This is a genomic window from Phyllobacterium sp. MT110 (assembly GCF_058792715.1).
The window spans coordinates 591,709-609,870 of sequence record NZ_JBXAFE010000003.1 but is presented as its reverse complement, the minus strand read 5'-3'; the positions used below and the strand labels follow the sequence as shown (position 1 = coordinate 609,870).

Annotated in this window: 13 protein-coding genes and 1 pseudogene; 2 read left to right on the top strand and 12 right to left on the bottom strand. The window is 60.1% G+C overall.

Going from position 1 to position 18,162, the window contains the following annotated elements:
- Positions 1 to 108: 108 nt before the first annotated feature.
- The 10 genes and pseudogenes from AC1Q5O_RS17925 to AC1Q5O_RS17880 all read right to left on the bottom strand — a co-directional run bounded on the left by AC1Q5O_RS17925 (position 109) and on the right by AC1Q5O_RS17880 (position 11,879).
- A complete protein-coding gene (locus AC1Q5O_RS17925) occupies positions 109 to 1,725 on the bottom strand; it encodes a GMC family oxidoreductase (RefSeq protein ID WP_492564758.1) in 1,617 nt (538 codons plus the stop codon).
- Positions 1,722 to 3,251: an FGGY-family carbohydrate kinase gene (locus AC1Q5O_RS17920; protein ID WP_492564756.1), complete on the bottom strand. Its 1,530-nt coding sequence runs from the start codon at positions 3,249 to 3,251 to the stop codon at positions 1,722 to 1,724. The genes AC1Q5O_RS17925 and AC1Q5O_RS17920 overlap by 4 nt, the downstream gene beginning before the upstream one ends.
- A 33-nt stretch (positions 3,252 to 3,284) precedes the next feature.
- Positions 3,285 to 4,127: a class I fructose-bisphosphate aldolase gene (locus AC1Q5O_RS17915; RefSeq protein WP_492564754.1), complete on the bottom strand. Its 843-nt coding sequence runs from the start codon at positions 4,125 to 4,127 to the stop codon at positions 3,285 to 3,287.
- A pseudogene (locus AC1Q5O_RS17910) lies at positions 4,100 to 5,844 on the bottom strand (glycerol-3-phosphate dehydrogenase/oxidase). The gene AC1Q5O_RS17915 and the pseudogene AC1Q5O_RS17910 overlap by 28 nt, the downstream one beginning before the upstream one ends.
- 11 nt (positions 5,845 to 5,855) lie before the next feature.
- Complete coding sequence (locus AC1Q5O_RS17905; protein WP_492564753.1) at positions 5,856 to 6,848, bottom strand: aldo/keto reductase; 993 nt, start codon at positions 6,846 to 6,848, stop codon at positions 5,856 to 5,858.
- Positions 6,845 to 7,849: a sugar-binding transcriptional regulator gene (locus AC1Q5O_RS17900; RefSeq protein WP_492564751.1), complete on the bottom strand. Its 1,005-nt coding sequence runs from the start codon at positions 7,847 to 7,849 to the stop codon at positions 6,845 to 6,847. The genes AC1Q5O_RS17905 and AC1Q5O_RS17900 overlap by 4 nt, the downstream gene beginning before the upstream one ends.
- Before the next feature lies 1 nt (position 7,850).
- Complete coding sequence (locus tag AC1Q5O_RS17895) at positions 7,851 to 8,840, bottom strand: ABC transporter permease (protein ID WP_492564749.1); 990 nt, start codon at positions 8,838 to 8,840, stop codon at positions 7,851 to 7,853.
- A gap of 22 nt (positions 8,841 to 8,862) precedes the next feature.
- Complete coding sequence (locus AC1Q5O_RS17890; protein WP_492564747.1) at positions 8,863 to 10,398, bottom strand: sugar ABC transporter ATP-binding protein; 1,536 nt, start codon at positions 10,396 to 10,398, stop codon at positions 8,863 to 8,865.
- 69 nt (positions 10,399 to 10,467) lie between these two features.
- Positions 10,468 to 11,496 (bottom strand): substrate-binding domain-containing protein, encoded by a 1,029-nt coding sequence (locus AC1Q5O_RS17885; RefSeq protein ID WP_223614911.1) that lies wholly within the window; start codon positions 11,494 to 11,496, stop codon positions 10,468 to 10,470.
- A 131-nt stretch (positions 11,497 to 11,627) separates the two neighbouring features.
- On the bottom strand, positions 11,628 to 11,879 hold the full coding sequence (locus AC1Q5O_RS17880; protein ID WP_492564744.1) for a hypothetical protein: 252 nt from the start codon (positions 11,877 to 11,879) through the stop codon (positions 11,628 to 11,630).
- A 73-nt stretch (positions 11,880 to 11,952) separates the two neighbouring features.
- Here AC1Q5O_RS17880 and AC1Q5O_RS17875 point away from each other — a divergent pair, with 73 nt between their 5' ends.
- Positions 11,953 to 13,038, top strand: a complete 1,086-nt coding sequence (locus AC1Q5O_RS17875; RefSeq protein ID WP_492564742.1) for a diguanylate cyclase — start codon at positions 11,953 to 11,955, stop codon at positions 13,036 to 13,038.
- A gap of 96 nt (positions 13,039 to 13,134) precedes the next feature.
- Entirely contained in the window at positions 13,135 to 14,325 is a 1,191-nt protein-coding gene (gene cfa / locus AC1Q5O_RS17870) for a cyclopropane fatty acyl phospholipid synthase (RefSeq protein WP_492564740.1), read from the top strand.
- 53 nt (positions 14,326 to 14,378) lie between these two features.
- Here the strand turns inward: cfa and AC1Q5O_RS17865 are convergent, their stop codons facing one another.
- Both AC1Q5O_RS17865 and AC1Q5O_RS17860 read right to left on the bottom strand, forming a co-directional pair.
- Positions 14,379 to 14,885 (bottom strand): Csu type fimbrial protein, encoded by a 507-nt coding sequence (locus tag AC1Q5O_RS17865; RefSeq protein ID WP_492564738.1) that lies wholly within the window; start codon positions 14,883 to 14,885, stop codon positions 14,379 to 14,381.
- Positions 14,886 to 15,228: 343 nt separating this feature from the next.
- On the bottom strand, positions 15,229 to 18,006 hold the full coding sequence (locus AC1Q5O_RS17860) for an autotransporter family protein (protein WP_492564737.1): 2,778 nt from the start codon (positions 18,004 to 18,006) through the stop codon (positions 15,229 to 15,231).
- Positions 18,007 to 18,162 lie beyond the last annotated feature (156 nt).

Sequence of the window (18,162 nt, the reverse complement as noted above, 5' to 3'; positions counted from 1 at the left end):
GCCAGCCAATATAGCACCACTGCGAAACAAATACGAAACCAAAAGAAAATATAACGCGCATCAACTCACCCGGCAAGATATATTGCGGACGGGGATGTTCTCCGGCAGCTATTGCACCCCGCGAAGAATGAGATCGGCAGCCTTTTCTGCAATCATGATGACAGGCGAATTGGTATTGCCGGAGACGATGCTTGGCATGATGGACGCATCGACAACGCGCAGGCCCGCGACACCGTGCACCCGCAGGGCATGGTCGACAACGGACCGGTCGTCGCTGCCCATCCTGCAAGTCCCGACAGGATGAAAAATCGTGGTCGCGATATCCCCGGCGCGCTGGATCAATTCGTCGTCGCTCTGGTACTGCGTGCCGGGCAGCATCTCGGACGGACGATACTTTTTCAAGGTTTGCGTCGCCATGAGATTACGCGCGTGGCGGATCGACCGGGCCGCCAGCAGCCTGTCACCCGGCGTGGAGAGGTAGTTCGGCCGGATTTCCGGCTGCCGGCTGGCATCGGGTCCGGTGACATGGACGCTGCCACGGCTTTCCGGGCGCAGATTGCAGACGGACACGGTCACGGCGGGATAGCGGTGCAGCGGTTCGCCGAGACGATCCGTGCTGAGCGGCTGGACGTGGTATTCCAGATCGGGTGTCAGCAGCGCGGGGTCGCTTTTGGCAAAAATGCCAAGCTGGCTCGGTGCCATCGACAATGGCCCTGAACGGCGCAACGCGTATTCCAGTCCCATCGCGGCGCGCGACAAGAGGTTGTGGTAGAGCTGGTTCAGCGTTTTCGCCCCTTCGATGCGGAAAACCGTGCGGATCTGCAGATGATCCTGCAGGTTCTCGCCGACGCCACGCAGGTCGTGAAACGATTCAATACCCGCCTGCTTCAGGAGATGAGAGTCTCCAATACCCGATAGTTCAAGGATTTTCGGCGAGTTGATCGCGCCCGCCGCCAGGATGATTTCGCGAGCGGCAGCCTTGCAAAGCTGGCCGTTTCGTTCGAAGCGGATGGCTGTTGCGCGCTTGCCGTCGAACTCCAGCCTTCGCACCTCCGCGCCGGTCAATACCCGGAGATTGGACCGCTTCAAGACAGGACGCAGAAACGCCTTGGTGGTGTTCCAGCGAACGCCGCCACGCTGATTGACCTCGAAATAGCCGGAGCCCTCATTGTCACCGCCATTGAAGTCATCGGTCTTGCCAATGCCAAGCTCTTCGGCCGCATCGCGGAACGCATCGAGGATGGGCCAGGACAGGCGTTGCCGTTCCACGCGCCATTCGCCCCCTGCCCCATGCAGCGGCGAACGTCCACGGTAATTGTCTTCGGATTTGAGGAAATAGGGCAGGACATCGTCCCAGCCCCAGCCGGCGTTCCCGGCCTGCCGCCAGCCATCGTAATCGGCGGCCTGCCCCCGCATGTAGATCATGCCGTTGATCGACGAACAGCCGCCCAGCACCTTGCCACGCGGATAGGGAAGCGAGCGGCCGTTCAGCCCTGCCTCCGCAGCGGTTTTCATCATCCAGTCCGTGCGCGGATTGCCCATGCAATACAGATAGCCGATGGGCACGTGAATCCAGTGATAGCGGTCGCTGCCGCCCGCCTCGAGCAGGAGCACGCGGTTTTTCGGGTCGGCTGACAGGCGGTTGGCCAGCACGCAGCCGGCCGATCCGGCCCCCACGATGATAAAATCATAGGCGCCTTCATCTATTGGCGATGCATTGCTCACGCTGCAGCCTCCGCCATCACGGCGTCACGCGCGGCCATGCGCTTCCAGACCGGCGCCATGGCGTCGGCGATATCCCGATAGAGCTGATAGCGTCTGGCATAATGGCCAGCCCTTGCAGCATCCGGCCGGTAGGACCGCTCCGTCACCACCATGGCCGCGGCACCGGCATCGAAATCGGGGAAAATGCCGACCGCTGTACCCGCGGCGATTGCTGCGCCGAGCGCCCCGGTCTGGCTCGACCGCGCCACTGTCACCGGAACCCCCAGGACATCGGCAAAAATCTGCGGCCAGATCAGGCTGCGTGAACCGCCGCCGGACAGCACCGCCTCATCGAAATTGGCGCCTGCGTCCCGCAAAGTTTCGATGTGCTGGCGATGGCCAAAGGCCACGCCTTCGAGCAAGGCCCGGATCAGGTGACCTTTCGTATGCCAGCCCGCGACGCCATGAAAACCTGCCCGGGCATTGCCGTCCTGCTGCGCGCCGTAGAGGAACGGGTGATAGATCGGATCGTCGGCGGCCGGTTCCACCGCCGCCGCCAGTTCACAGCAGCGATCGAATGGCGAGCCTCCATCCGGCTGTTCGCCGTGGAAGAATTCACGCACCAGCCACTCAAGGTTGGCGGCCGACGTCGCGCTCGATTCAATCGCCATGTAACGCTCGCGATCGAAGGTCGACGACATGAAGAACGGTTTTTTGAGGCGGGGCGCGTCAACGACGACCTGATTGATGCTCCAGGTACCGGCGATGATCGACGCTGCACCCGTGCGGGTTACGCCCGAGCCGATTGCCGAGGCAATCACGTCGAAAAGCCCGCCAATGACGGGCGTGCCAACGGCAAGTCCGGTCTGGTCGGCGGCGGCCTGCGTGACCGTTCCGGCGATATCGGCACTTTCTATGAGCGGCGGCAGCAGGTCCATGCAATCGCCGAGCCCGAAGGCGGTCATCAGCTCGCGGTCATACCGCCGCTGCGCGACGTCGAGCAGGCCGCAACCTGCCATGTCGGACACCTCGCTCACGCGCTTTCCCGTCAGGCGGTTGACGATGAAATCCTTGCACAGGAACACCGTGCCGATCCGCGCGAATGTTTCCGGCCGATGACGTTTGATCCAGGCAAGCAGCGTCGGGGTCTGTGACGGCCAGGGCCGCTGCAGGCCGATCGGATAGGTGCGGTCGCCGACACCTTCCGCCTGCCATTCTTCCACGAGATCCGCCGCCCGCGTGTCCAGGGACTGGATTGCCAGCAAAGGATTACCCTGACGGTCAAGGGTATAAAGACCGTTGCCATGCCCGGCGCAGCCGATGGCAGCAATCTGCTCCGGGCCAATTCCGGCGTCGGCGATGCAGCGTTGAATGACCCGGCGCGCATTGGTCCAAAGCTCGTCCAGCCCGCGCTCGACGTGACCGGGATGCGGCATGCTGCTGTGCCCCTCCTCGGCAGCCGCCGCAATCTCGTTGCCTTGCCGGTCGAAGATGATGGCCTTGATGATGGTGTTGCCGGCATCAAGACCCAAAAGATACTCTCCCATACGGAACCCCTCCTCAGGTTCTTGTTTTCATTCTCAGCCCTGCTGGTAGAGCGCGTAGGCATCCTCGCCGCTGGCATTGTCATGGATGATGGCCATCAGCCCGCGCACCACCGCGCTCGGATTGGTATGCTGATAGATGTTCCGGCCATAGACCATGCCCACGGCCCCCTGCCGCATCAGGGCAGCCGATTTCTCGAAGACGATGCGCAGATCCTCCTTGCCGCCGCCCCGCACAAGAACCGGACACCGCGCCGCCTCCACCACGCGATGAAAATCCTCCGCCGCCGCCGTCGGGTCCGCCTTGATGATATCAGCGCCCATTTCGCGGGCAAGGCGGGTGAGCGTGACGATCTTGTCGGCATCGCCATCCACCATATAGCCGCCGCGTTCCGTGACGGGCTGCATGACGAGCGGCTCGATCATCAGGGGCATGCCGTATTTGTCGCAGTCGGCGCGGACCCGCGCGATATTCTGCACGCATTGGCGGAACAGGTCCGGCTCGTCGGGCAACATGAAAAGATTGACGACGACGCAGGCCGCATCCATCTGGATTGCGCCGATCAGCGGCTCGGCCTCGTTCTGCAGCACCGCCCACATGTCGCGATGGCGGATGGCATTGTACGGATTGCCCATGTCGATGCGCATGACCAGCGCCGGCTTGTCCTTGCCGGCGACATCCTGCAAAAGATCGGCCTGACCGTAATTCATCTGGATGGCATCCGGCCCTGCCGCCACCAGCGCACGGACGACACCCGCCATGTCCTCAAGACCATTCAGGAATGACGGCTCATTGCATACGCCGTGATCGATCGCCACATCGAGGCAGCGCCCCGCGCCGAACAGCCGGTTCATCCGGACCTTAAGATTGTTGCGCATATCGTACTCCTTGTTCATTGCGTGCGGTGAGTGTGCCGAGGCCAACGCCGTGGCGCCCGGCAAGAAGAGTGAGGAAGCGGTCAAGCTCTGCTTTCCGGCAGGCGGGCGACCAGCCCTTTTCGCGTGCGAGCACGTCGAGCACCGCTTCCGTCATGTCGAGGGATAGCTGGCCGCTGATGGCGAGCGTGGTGCGCCGCAACAGCAGATCGTCAAGATGTTCAACCGCTTCGTTGCGGATGAGGAACGCGATTTCCCGGCTCGAATATCCGGCATTTGCCATGTCCGTGTCCGGGCCGGCCGCGATAAAATGTGCAATCGCGTCGGCATCGGTACCATATCGCTCAAAGAGCTCCGCAATCCGTTTTGGCGGAACGTTTGTTTCGCTGTAAATCCGCGAAATCCATTGGCCGATATCCTCCGGAAATGCCCGTCCGCCGCCTATAGGACGGGCTGTCGTCGTTACGTCCCGTGCCCGGTGCAAGCGCTCCAGCGTCATGTCGGCGGCAAGCTCGCCGAAGGAGCGGAATGTCGTCCATTTGCCGCCGATCATGCACAGCACCGGCGGCGCGCCATCGGATGGTTCGATGATCGTGCAGTAGTGATCGCGCGGGATGCGGCCGGTAAAATCATCCTTGCTGGCCGGGAGGGGACGCACCCCGGAGAACTGAAAGACAATGTCTTCCGGCCGGATGCGGATGCCAGGCAGGACAAAGGCCAGCGACTGCAGGATATAATCCCGCTCGTCCGGTTCGCACCGAACGCTCTCGGGATCGTCAACGCGGATATCGGTCGAGCCGACCAGAACCTTGCCGAGATAGGGAAAGAGGATGCAGATGCGCCCGTCCTCGTTCTCGTAATAGATCATGTGATCGTCGAGAGCTCCGGCGAGGTCCGCATTGTCGATGATGAGATGCGATCCTTTCGTGCCGCCCATCAGCGGCACCGGCCGCTTTTCCTGCGAAAACAGACCGGCATTGGCGATATCGATCCACCCGCCTGTCGCATTGATGATGAAGGCGGGCTCGACTTGCGTTGCCGCGCCGGTGACGTGATCGTGGACGACGAAGCCGTCAGCAGACCGCCGCAGTTCGGCGTAATTCAAGGCGCAGGCGTGATCGCCTGCCGCAAGACCATCTCTCAGCACCTCCATGCCGATGCGTTCGGGATGCTTGACCCAGGCATCGTGATAGGTCGCGGAGCTTTTGACGGCGGGATTTAGCGCCGGCCATTTGGCCAGTGTCGCCTGCCGTCTGCGGAAGCGGTGACGCGGCATCAGAGCCCGCTTGCGGGTCAGGAAGTCATAAATGCTCAAGCCCGCCTTGACCGCAACCGCACCGCGCCGGCTTGGCCTGCGGCTCAGCCCGAGAAACCGCACGATGCCGTTGGCAAGACCGGAGAAAATATCGAAGACCGGGACGGTCGTCGGCAGCGGCGCAACAAGATGCGGCGCGTTTTTCAACAGGCGGTCGCGTTCGGCCAGCGATTCCCGCACCAGGCTGAATTCACCGTTTTCAAGATAACGCAGGCCGCCATGCACCATGCGCGACAGGGCAGCGCTGGCACCGGAACAGTAGTCATGCTTCTCGACGAGCAGTACATTGACGCCCTGCAGCGCCAGCTCGCGGAAGACGCTGATGCCGTTGATACCGCCGCCGACGACGCACACGTCCACCTTCGGACTCCGGCGAAGTCCGTCAAACATCTCTTCACGGTTCATGATGCAGCCTGTTACCTCATGTCTGCCAGTTGCACTGCGATGGCCGCGTCAATGGCCGAGAGGTCGTCTGTGCCGAGCCGGATGGTTCCCGCCCGCGCATTGTCGAGCGCCTGATCGGGGTTGCGCGCCCCGCACAGCGCAAAGGTGATGCCCGGTTGCGCCAGCGTCCACGCGATGACGATCTGGGCGATGCTGGCTGTGTGTTTGTCCGCGACAGGCCGAATGGCATCGGCAAACTGTTTTGCTTTCAGGCGGTTGCCCACGGAAAAACGCGGATTGTCCTTGCGCTGGTCGTCGCCGGAGAACACACGCCCGGGATCAACGGTCCCGGACAGCAATCCCAGCGCCAGCGATGAATAACTCAGCAATGAAACGTTATCTTTGCGCGTTACCGGCAGCAATTCGGTCTCAAGCTCCCGGTCGATCATGCTGAACCGTTCCTGGATCGCATCCAGCGCGCCGGTGGCGATATAGGCATTCAGCTCGGCCAGATTGACATTGCTCGCACCGATGGCGCGGATCTTGCCAGCCCCGCGCAAATCCTCCATGGCCCGCACCGTCTCCTCAATCGGCGTCGTCGGGTCCTGCCAATGGGTGATGTAGAGATCGATGTAATCGGTGCCGAGACGCCGCAGGCTTTCCTCAACCTCGTGAACAACGGCATCGCGCCCGAGATAGCGGTGCACCGGCTTGCCGTCCTGATCGAAAAAGTGCGTGCCTTTGGTTGTGTGCCAGACGAGACCGCATTTCGTGGCAATGACGGCCTTGTCGCGGCGTCCCTTGAGGGCCTTGCCGACGATTTCCTCCGAACGCCCAAGCCCGTAAGCGGGAGCCGTGTCGATGAGACTGACACCGGCGTCCAGCGATGCCTGGATGGCGGCAATCGATTCCTGCTCGTCGGTGCCGCCCCACATCCAGCCGCCGATGGCCCAGGTGCCCAGCCCCACGGCCGACGCCTGCACGCCGGATTTGCCGATTGCCCGCGTCAATTGCTCGTTGCTCATGCCTGTTCTCCTTCAGCGGCAATGTCCAGAATGCGCTGTCCCGTCGCTTCGTCCGTCACCAGCGTGTCCAGATGGTTGCCGCGCATGATGCTAAGGATCGGCCGCGCCTTGTTCGGTCCGCTGGCAACGCCGATCTTGGTCGGAATGGAGGCGAACTCCTGCAGCGTCAGCGAGACCAGCGAACTGTTCAGGCTGTAATCGCAGACCTGTCCGCGCTCATCGAGCAAATGGGCCAGCAGTTCGCAGCGCGCGCCGGAACGCTCGATCGCCTCGAGATCCGTGCTCGATGACGGATGCAGGTCGTAATAACTCGAGTCATCCGTGAGGATCGAGCCGATACCGACGACGGCGATTTTGGCCTCGCGCGCCCGTTTGAAGACATCGGCGACCGAGCGCATGTTGATCAGCATGGCGCGCTCGGAAGGGCTGTCGGCAAACAGCGGCGCGTGAATCTGGTAGGCGCGCCCGCCGAGCCTGTCGGCCATCAGGGTCGAGACATGGTTGACATCGGTATAGTGCTTGCCCTGGACGCAGCCGGTGGCCGGGATCACCTCGACATCGAAACGGCGCGGCGCCTGCAATCCGGCAACCACGGCGCTAACACCCTTGCCACCGGTAATGCAGATCGTATCGCCATCGGTGATCTCCTCGATCAGCAATCGCGCCGCAGCCTCGCCGACCGCCTGAAGCGCCGTCTGCGGATTGTCGGACACCGTCGGCACGACAATGGCACGGCTGATACCGCCCAGCGCCAGCAGCTGTTCCTCCATATCGACCAGCGGCTCGACCGGCGATTTGATCTTGATCTCGACGAGGCCAAGCTGGCGGCCGCGCTTGATGAGGCGGTTGACTGTCGGCTGCGAAAGCCCGAGCTGGTCGGCAATCTGCGCCTGGGTCAGCCCCTCGAGAAAGTGCAGGACCAGCGCCTGGTGCATCTGCCGCGCGATGACGATCTCCTCGCGTGGAGCCGCGTGTTTCGGATTGAGTTTGATAATCGCCATGTCAGGAGGCCTTCCGCTTGTGCAGGAAATGATCGATGGAGACGGCCGTCAGAAGAATGCACCCCTTTATCATGTCCTGCCAGTAGACGGAGACATCGAGCAGTACCAGCGAGCTGGTGACGAGCGACAGCAGCGCTATGCCAAGGATGGCGCCAAGGATCGTGCCGGACCCGCCATTGAGCGAGGCACCGCCGATAACCGCAGCCGCAATGATGTTGAGCTCCATGCCGACGCCGAAGGTCGGTGTCGCCGCGCCAAAGCGCGACATGTAGATCACCCCGGCGAACCCCGCGAGCGTCGAGCAGAGAACCGTTACCCAGAATTTCACCTGCTTCGTGCGGATGCCTGAATAAAGCGCCGCCTTTTCATTGCTGCCTGTATAGAAAACCTTGCGCAGGGCGGTGGCGCGCCGCAGCAGGAAATCGAACAGCATGACCACCGCGAAGAAGATAAGGATGACGTAGGGCACCCCGTAAAACGAGCCCTGCCCGACCGCCTTGAATGCGGGCGGCAGGGTGAAAAGCGAAAGCGGCGTTCCCTTGGTGATGATCAGGCACAGGCCGCGCACGATCACCATGCCGGCCAGCGAGGTGATGAAGTGGTTGAGCCCCACCACCGTGACGAAGAACCCCATGACACAACCGATCAGCCCGCTGGCCAGAACGCCGATGAGCGAGGCTGTCCACGGGTCGAGCCCGGCCAGGAACAGCGTGCCGGAAAGCACCATGGCAAAGCAGACAACCGAACCGACGGCGAGATCGATGCCGCCGACGATCAAAAGGATCGTCATGCCGACAACGACAATGCCTTCCACGGAAAAGCTCATCAGCATGGCGCGGAAGTTGCCAAGCGTCAGAAAATGCGGCGAGACAAAACTCATCGCGATGCAGAGCGCGAGAATGATGGCGATGAGACCGGCTTCGCGCATCGAGCCCAATTTCTTCCAGGATGAAACCTGCACCGTTTTTGCCGTCATCGTCTCGACCGCCATTCGTGTATCTCCCAATCGCTCTTCAGGCTGCATGTTCTGGTGCATGCGTCGTTGTATGTTTCAGTCCGGATGCGAGCCGGATGATCGCTTCTTCGCTCATTTCATCGCTGCCGAGTTCACCGGCCACCGCACCTTCACGGATGACAAGCACCCGGTCACACAGGCCCAACAGCTCCGGAAGCTCGGAGGAAATGACGACAATACCGATCCCGGAGCGGGCGAGTTCGCGCAGAAGCTGATGAATTTCGGATTTCGCGCCGACATCGATGCCGCGCGTCGGCTCGTCCATCAGGATAACCTTCGGTTGGACCGCCAGTTGCTTGGCGATGGCCACCTTCTGCTGGTTGCCGCCGCTGAGCGATGACACCGGCATGTCGACATGGTTCATCCGCACGCCGAGCCTGCGCGCAAAGTCGCGGGCGAGCTGGCCTTCGGCCTTGGCATCGATCAAGCCGAGATGACCGGTGACTGCTTTCAGGTTAAGAACCGAAATGTTCTGCGCAATCGACAGGTCCAGGAAAACGCCCGAGCCCTTGCGGTCTTCGGAGAGATAGACAATGCCGGCCCGGACCGCATCCGCATAGGTTCGAATGGTCTGAGACGTGCCATGCAGGGAAACCTCACCCTCGACAGCCGCACGCAAGCCGCAAATGCCCTCGGCAATCTCGGTGCGCCCGGACCCGATCAGCCCGCCAATCCCGAGGATTTCGCCGCGCTTCAGATCAAACGACACGCGGCTGAAACGGTCCCCGTCGCCAAGCGCGCGAACCGACAAGATTGTCTCGCCCGAGCGCTCGGTTTCGATCTGCTTGGGTGGATAGAGCTGCGTGATCTCGCGTCCCACCATGCGCCGCACCACGTCGTCGGGGGTGACATCGGCGATCGCTTCGGTGGAGACGTAGCGGCCATCGCGCAGCACGGTGACCCGGTCGCACAGGCTGAAAATCTCCGCCATCCGGTGGCTGATATAGATAATGGAAATGCCATGCGCCTTCAGTTCCCGGATGATGCCGAAGAGTATCCGCGTTTCCGCTTCCGTCAGCGCCGCCGTCGGTTCGTCGAAAATCAGCACCCGGCAGTCGAGCGTGAGTGCCTTGGCAATCTCCACCAGCTGCTGGCTGGAAATCGCCAGATCGCCGACCCTTTGCCGGACGTCAATGGGTGCCAAGCGGTCCATGACCGCCTGCGCGTCGCGTTCCAGCCTGCGGTAATTCATCAGAAACGACCGGCGGCGGCTGGTGGTCGCCATGAAAATGTTCTCGGCGACGCTGGCGTCGGGGCAGAGTGCGATTTCCTGATGCACCAATCCAATGCCTAGTGATTGCGCAACCGAAGGCGATCCGATCTTCTGCGGTTTGCCATCGAGCAGAATCTCACCGTCATCGGGCTGAAGGACGCCGGCAAGAATGTTCATGAGCGTGGATTTTCCGGCACCGTTCTCACCGCAAAGCGCATGGACCTCGCCGCGCGCCAGCGTGAAGTCGACGCCCGTCAGCGCTTTCACCGCACCGAAATGCTTGGTGATACCGCGGATACTCAAGACCGGTTCCGATGCCATCGCGCCTTCCTCCCTCCCGTTCGCCGAGGCTATCCGGACCTTGCGAGCCCGGATAGCCGTCTACGAAGACTACTCGTCGATGCCCTTGGTGCCGCGACGCTTGAGGTACTTGTCCCAGAAGAAGTCATCCGCATTGTCGGCTGTTACAATGGACAGGCCATTGTCGACGAAGGGGATGCTCATAGGGTTGGACCCGGCGCGCTTGGCATCGTTCATGGGATCGATCAGTTCCGGATGCTTGGCGAACCAGAGCAGCATGAAACCCATATAGCCCTGCATGCCCTGATTTGGATTGATCGAGCCGAAGACCTGACCGGCCTTGATCATATCAAGGATATTGGCATTGACGTCGGCACACATGACAAGAATCTTGCCGCCGCTTTCCTTGTTGGCCTGCGCGGCGCCAATCGCCGAGTTGGCTTCCGGCATGAAGACGGCTGCCAGATTGGGATTGGCCTGGGCGATGCTCATCAGGCCCTGATACGCCTTTGTCGGGTCCTGATTCGACGCCGCCCTGCCGACCAGCTTCATATCCGGCCACTTTTCCTTCATCCGGTCGATAAAGGCCGTGACGCGGCGGTCATGATTGTCCTGGCCCGGATTTTCCAGAACGGCATATTCGCCCTTGCCACCCAGCTTCGTGGCGATGGCGTCGGCTGCATAAATGCCTTCACGCTTGTTATCCGAGGTGATGAATGAAATCCGCTTGGACAGCGGCGAGTCGGCGGCAAAGGTGACGACCGCGGTGCCCTGGTCGACCGCCCGGTTGATCGGTTCGATGAAGGGATCCGAATTCATCGGATGCACCAGAATACCGGCAGGGTTCTGCGCCAGTGCCTGATCGAAACTCGCTATCTGCTTGTTGACGTCATATTCCGGCGTGCCCGTATAGGCTGTCTCGCAGCCCAGCTGCTTGCCCGCCTGCTTGAACATTTCATAGACGGGAAACCAGTATTCAACGCCCGAAACCATGACGTTCATGACGTATTTTTCACCCGGCTTGCAGCGGAACGGATTTTCCGTTTCCGCGTTCGCCGATGATGCAAAGAGTGTGGTCGCAAGGACCGCCATGGCGGTCGTGCCCAGAAAAGTGCGCAAGTGTCCTCCTCGAGGCCGAAGCCCCTCCCATTGGTGTGTGGCGCCTTGAATGGCGGCCGCTGTTCCTTATGAAGACCAGCAATCCTCCTCGAGTGCTGGCAGGGCTAACTAAGCGTATGATAAAGCGGCTGTCAATATAATTCATAACGTGAATTATAATTCATACAATCCGGGATTTGCCCGGTCAGACGCGGATATGCCCGCGCCTGATAGCCCATTGGAATGGCGCCTCCGGTTGGTGACGATTGCCAGCTGGCCGCGCTGGCGAAAACAGCACCCGCCATGAAACGTTTCATCCATCTCGCGCCGAATTGACCTTTTCTCAACCTATACACGGCAAGTGAAGGCAGTGATAAAATGTGACCGGCAAGCGCTTGCCACATTCTGTCTTCGCTGATCTGATATGCTCATCATCTGCCGCGGCCAGGTTTGATGCACAAACACCAAGAGGGCCACATGGACTACAGCATATTGTTGACCGGTGTTGTTCGTATCCTTGGTCTGACGGCGCTTGTCATCCTCAGCTATTCCATTGTCATCCGCACCTTTTCCAAAGGGTGGAAAAAGGGCGCGGCCGTCGGTGTTCTGCTGGCGCTCGGCGGAATCTTGTCGATGAATGATCCGGTTGTTATCGCACCGGGGGTCATCTTTGATGGACGGACAGCATTGCTTGCCATCGCATACCCCTATGGCGGGCCTGTCGGCACAATCGTTGCCGCCCTCTTCATGGCGGGATACCGAATCTGGCTCGGCGGCGTCGGGGTGGTACCGGGGCTGATTTCGATTGTCCTGATTTGCGCCATAGGGTGCGGGGTCGCGCTTATCCCCGTGCGCAAGCTTCCGATCGGGTTTATCCGTTCCGTTGTGACAGGTATGCTCGCCTCATTGTCACTCGTCTCGATCAGCCTGTTGCCGCACGACATCATTGCAACGATCGTCGGGTTTCCCCTCTTTGCCGTCGTCATCGCCAACATTGTGAATGTCGTGATTCTCTCGGATTTTCTCGAGCGGGAAAAGTCGCGCCTGCGGATCATGCGGGCTCTGGAGCATGAAGCCTGGGTGGACCCGCTGACAAAGCTGCAGAACCGGCGCGCTTTCGATCGCGCGGCGCTTCGGGCCATGAATGACAACAAGTCCAAGGCAGCCCATTGTTCCCTGGTCATGATCGACATCGATCATTTCAAGGCCATCAATGACCGGTGGGGTCACGATACGGGTGACATGGTGCTGGCGGATGTCGCCGCAATCATCCGCAGGAATGTTCGCATCACCGACGTTGTTGTCCGTTACGGCGGCGAGGAAATCGTCCTGCTGCTGACGAATACGCCGCAGAATGTAGCCAATGAACTCGCCGAGCGGGTGCGCAGCGAAATCGAGCTTGCGCGCTTTTCCACGGACCTTGAGAACGTAACCGTCACGGTCAGTGCGGGTGTTGCCAGTCTCAACGGGCAGCACACCAGCATGGAAGCATTGCTGAAAGCGGCAGACAGGGCGCTCTATCGCGCGAAAACCAGCGGACGCAACCGGGTGGAAGTCGCCTGAACAATTTTTGACATTGCGTCGTCCTTTCTGCTCATATGGCTGCAAATCAGGTTTCGATCCCAACGGCACACTTGAAGCACCAGCGCTGGAGCAAACATGGACGTGGATTTCGACGACGCATCAAAGAGAGAAGCCAAACCACAGCCGGCGCCGGTCAGCGGCAGCAAGTCTTCAGCACTCGGTACATTGAGCAATCTTCTGGGCCGTGCCGGCATTCGCGTCAACGGCGACGCCCCCTGGGACATCCAGATCAAGGATCCGAGAGCCGCAACCCGCATTCTGGGGCAAGGCAGTCTGGGCCTCGGCGAAAGCTACATGGACGGATGGTGGGACTGCGCGGCGTTGGATCAGTTCTTTGACCGCATATTTCGCGCCAATCTGACCGAACATGTGACGGCCAAGGACGTGTTGCAAACACTGCGGGCGCGATTGCTCAACTTGCAGAACAGCAGGCGCTCCTGGCAGGTTGGAAAGGAACATTACGATGTTGGTAATGACCTGTTTTCCGCGATGCTTGACCGCCGCATGACCTATTCCTGCGGATACTGGAAAGACGCCGGCAATCTCGACGACGCCCAGAGTGCAAAGCTCGATCTCGTTTGCCGCAAGCTCGGTCTTCAACCGGGCATGCGCCTTCTGGATGTCGGCTGCGGCTGGGGCAGCCTGATGCAGTTTGCCGCCGAGAACTATGGCGTCTCCTGTGTCGGCTTGACCATTTCCAGGGAACAGGCGGAATTCGCGCAACGGACATTGCAGGGCCTGCCCGTCGAATTCCGCCTCGCGGATTACCGGTCGTTCAATGTCGAGGGACTTGAGAAATTCGACCGGATTGCCTCGATCGGCATGTTTGAGCATGTCGGGCACAAGAACTACCCCGCTTTCTTTGACGCCTGCAGGCGCAGCCTGTCGGACGACGGATTGTTCCTGCTGCATACGATCGGGCGGAAACGCACCCGGAACATGATCGATCCATGGTTTGACCGGTATATCTTCCCCAATGGCGAACTGCCGTCCCTGGCTGAGATTTCCACCAGCGTGGATGGCCGCTTCGTCATCGAGGACGTGCACAATTTCGGTGCCGACTACGACAGGACACTGCTGGCATGGCATGCGCGGTTCGAAGCCGCATGGCCGCAATTTGCTTCCAAATATGGCGAGCGTTTCTATCGCATGTGGCGCTATTATCTGTTGTGCATGGCCGGATGCTTTCGGGCGCGCCAGATCCAGCTTTGGCAGACGGTCCTCTCGCCCCAGGGGGTTGCCGGAGGATATCAGCGGCATTCCTGAACGAGAGCAGGAAGACCTGTGCGGCAGATCAGCCGCGCATATTCGGCTTATCCTCAATAGGTGACTGTCACCGTGATCGTATCGGTGTAGGTGCCGGGCGCCGGTGTTGTCTGGACGGGAACCCGCCCGTACACGGTGTAGGGCTGCGCCGCGCCGCTACCTGACGCTGAAACCGTATCGGTACCGACGGTCTGCCCCCACACGGTGGTTCTGTTGGTATCGGAATAGAGGGTATAATTGACCAGCGCGCCGCCGGGCGCGGTCATCTTGCGCGAAGCGACCGTGGCACCCACGCCGATCCCCGCATCGAGGCCGATGTTGTACGGCGTCGTGTTGGTGCACTGCACAGAAAGCGTGGTGGACGCATCGTCATTTGCCGCGATCACACCCACCGAGGTGAAGGTCAGCGTCGCGGTGCTCACCAGAACACAGGATGCCTGAATAGCGATCTGGACTGTAAAGGTACCGGTTGTCGTGACGGCCAATGCCGGACTGGAAAGGCCAAGCAAAGCAGCAAGACCGACTGTTGAGAAATTGCGCACCGAATAGCCGAAACTCATTCATCCTCCTCAAGGGTTGCTTGCCGTTGGCAAGCACCTCCAATTCTCTAAAAAGGACTCAGTAATTATTCACTGCATAATACTTAATTCTTACATATTTAAAAGAACTTATCGAAAAGCTACTATTTACCCTCAACGAGGCAATATTTAATCACGTATCATTGGTAAGTGAATTTACATTAAGTATCTGACTGCGGAATATTAACGCATCGGCCCTGTCATTCATCTGTCCGATACATGGCTTTCCATGCAACATGCCGGCGCGGTTGAATGTGAACACGTGGAACACTTCAAATGAGCGCTCCACGAGCCACAAAGCCAGGGCGGCTTGCAAGACTGGCTGCTACCACTTCACGGTCAGACCAATATTCCCCTCGAAGGCGCGCTTCCGCTCGCCGCTGACATCAAAGGTGTAGTCGGCGGTGGCGAAAGCACTCACATTCTTGGTGAAGTTATGGACGATACCGCCGCCCAATTCGAGTGACGTGCTTTCCGCCTGGGTCGTGATCGGATCGGTGCCGAACAGCACCGTATCGGTGGCCTTGAAATTGTGCCAGAGATTGGCCTTGAGGTAGGGCTGGAACAATCCACGCGCGGTCTGGTAATTGCCTTGCAGCCGCGCACCGATACGGCCTGTGACGGCATCGTTGCTGTCGAACGAAACACTGGAGAACGCATCCTGCTGATCGTCGAGCCAGGCGCGCTGCCAGATGAGCTGCGCCTGCGGTTCAAGCTGCCAGTTGTCGGTCAGTGCGAAGGGATAGCCGCCTTCGAGCGACACGGTAATGCCGCTGCCGTCATTGTCTATGCCGGCTCCGCTCACCGACCGCGCATTGCCGCCATACCAGGTCCCCATCACAATACCGTCCAGATACCAGCCGGAGGGGCCAATATGGGTCCAGTAACCGCCGACACTTGTCGCGTCGACCTTGATCTTGCCTGTACTCAAATTGTTCCAGCCAAGGGCCTGACCTTTGACATCGGAATTCATGCCGGCATACCCGAAGAAGATACCCGCAATATCCCGATGGCCGCCTTCACTCTGCCGGCGCAGGATATCGATACCTGTCTGGAATCCCCAGATTGATCCGTCAATCGAGGGTGATGCCGTGCCTGCCCAGCCCTGCTCGATGCTTTGACCGAAAACGCGTCCCCAGGCCGCCGACAGGTCACTGCCCGGCGTGAGAACGCTCTGCTCGCCGCGGCGCTCGTGGAACGTGCCCAGCGTTGCCAGCGTTGCCAGCCTGGCGGCCGGCGGAACTGCGGAATAGGTCGCGACTTCCGGACGAAGCAGCGGCACGACGCTGACGAGCACTCCGCCCCGCTCCTCAACCACCGGGGTGACCGGCGTTGCACCGGGTTCCGGCGGTTGTCCGCCTGGAACGGGCGGCTGTACAACGTTTGGCGTTGCCGGATCGGTTGGCGCAATGACAGGTCCTGTCGGCGTCGGATTGTCCGGCGTCGGCGTGGGCGTGACATAGTCCGAGCGCAAATACCAGTTCTGGGTCGTGTTTGCGCTGACGCCACCCTTGAACAGAAAATACTCGTATGCCCCGGCCGCTGCGCGGCCACTCAGAAAAAATGCACTCCCGGCCGTCGTCGCACCATTCACGGCATCGACCACTTTGATGCCGTCAATCACCGTCGCAGCGCCGGTCCCTCCGACGTTGGTAACGGCAATGCCGGTTGTACCGGTCGCCGTTCCACCGGATAGAACGAGCCTATCCGATGCGGAAGAGTCATCGCCAAGAACGGTGTTCAGGAGAAGTGAGCCATTGTTGCCGACATAATTGCCCACGATGGTCAGCCGGTCTCCCGCAGCACCCGAACCATTGGTCAAATCGATGACACCCGCATTGGTGACAGTGATTGCCGGTCCGCCGGCATAAGGCATGATCGATGGATTGAAGCCACCTCCGGCGAGCAGCTTCGCCCCCGGGGATACGGTTACATTGCCGGTCAGATCCTTTTGCAGAGTGAAATTGCCTGTCTGGATGAAACTGTCGTGAAAATCTCCAGTTCCCGCCCATGTCCAGTCAGTACCCTTCATGTACATCGTCTGGAAATTGGTAAAGGCGTTGTCGATCAGCCCCGAACCCTGAAGGGTCAGCTGATTGTTGCCGCCCCCACCATTGGCGGTTCCGATGATTTTTGAGCCGGTCTGCAGCGTAAAGTCGATACTGCCGTTGCCGCCGCTCAGGGCGAACCCATTGCCGCCGCTCAGCAATCCGGCATTCGTGATCTTGGTCGGGCCGTTGAGCGTGCGGATCGCGGGTCCCTGATCGCTGATGATTTGACCGCCAGCCAAATTCTCGATTGTCGCGTTGAAGCTCGATCCCAGCGTGTTGGAAAACACACCATCCGAGGGCAAGCCACCGGATGCCGCGCCACCCTGCGCGTGAATCACGCCGCTGTTGGTGAGACGGGCATTGGTGCCCTGCATGTAAACCGTTGGGGCACTGTTGCCGGTTGTCATCAATGTACCGGTATTGATGACGGTTCCGTTTTGCCCGAGAATGGAGGCCGCACGCGCATTGCTTCCGTTGGTTGTGACCGTTCCATTGTTGATAAGGGTATTGTTCGGTGATCCGCCGCCGCTCTGCCCCCAACTTGCCGTCATGCCGTAAGCGTTGGGTCCCGTTGTGGTGATCGTGCCATTGTTTGTGAGCGTATTGCCGGAGCCGTCTGCGGCCATGCCGTCATTGTATTGGTTGGTCGTGCTGATCGAACCGTTGTTGGTCAGGCTGTTGTTGCTTCCGGTGCCGACCAGACCTGCACCGCGATTGAGCCCCGTGCTGCCCGCTCCCGTCAGTGATATCGCGCCGCTGTTCACGACAGTGCTGCCATCGACGACACTGACACCGGAGTTCTCGGTGGGGCTGCGGACAATATTCAACTGGACACCGCTGCCAATGTTGACCTTGACGCCGGAGCTTCCGGCTACCGCATGCACGCCCGCCGTCGCGGGATTGGGTGCCGAGGTATCGCAAGTGACCGTCTGGCCCGATACCGGCGCAAGGCTGGTGCATGCAGCCCAACCGATGGATGGACTGGCAATTGAGATGAGTGCTGTTGTGGTAAAAAGAGACAGAAATTGCGTGTGCAACACGGAAAAACGCATGGTGGCTCCCCCAGCATTCCGGTGCGAAGACGCACCCAAGCAGCTCAAAATGCATATTTTGTCGAAATGAGGCTAGTCAGTTCAGAGTATTTCTCTGCTTAATCCACACGGAATAAACATCGAGTGGCAAAAATAACACAATTAAGCACCGCTACT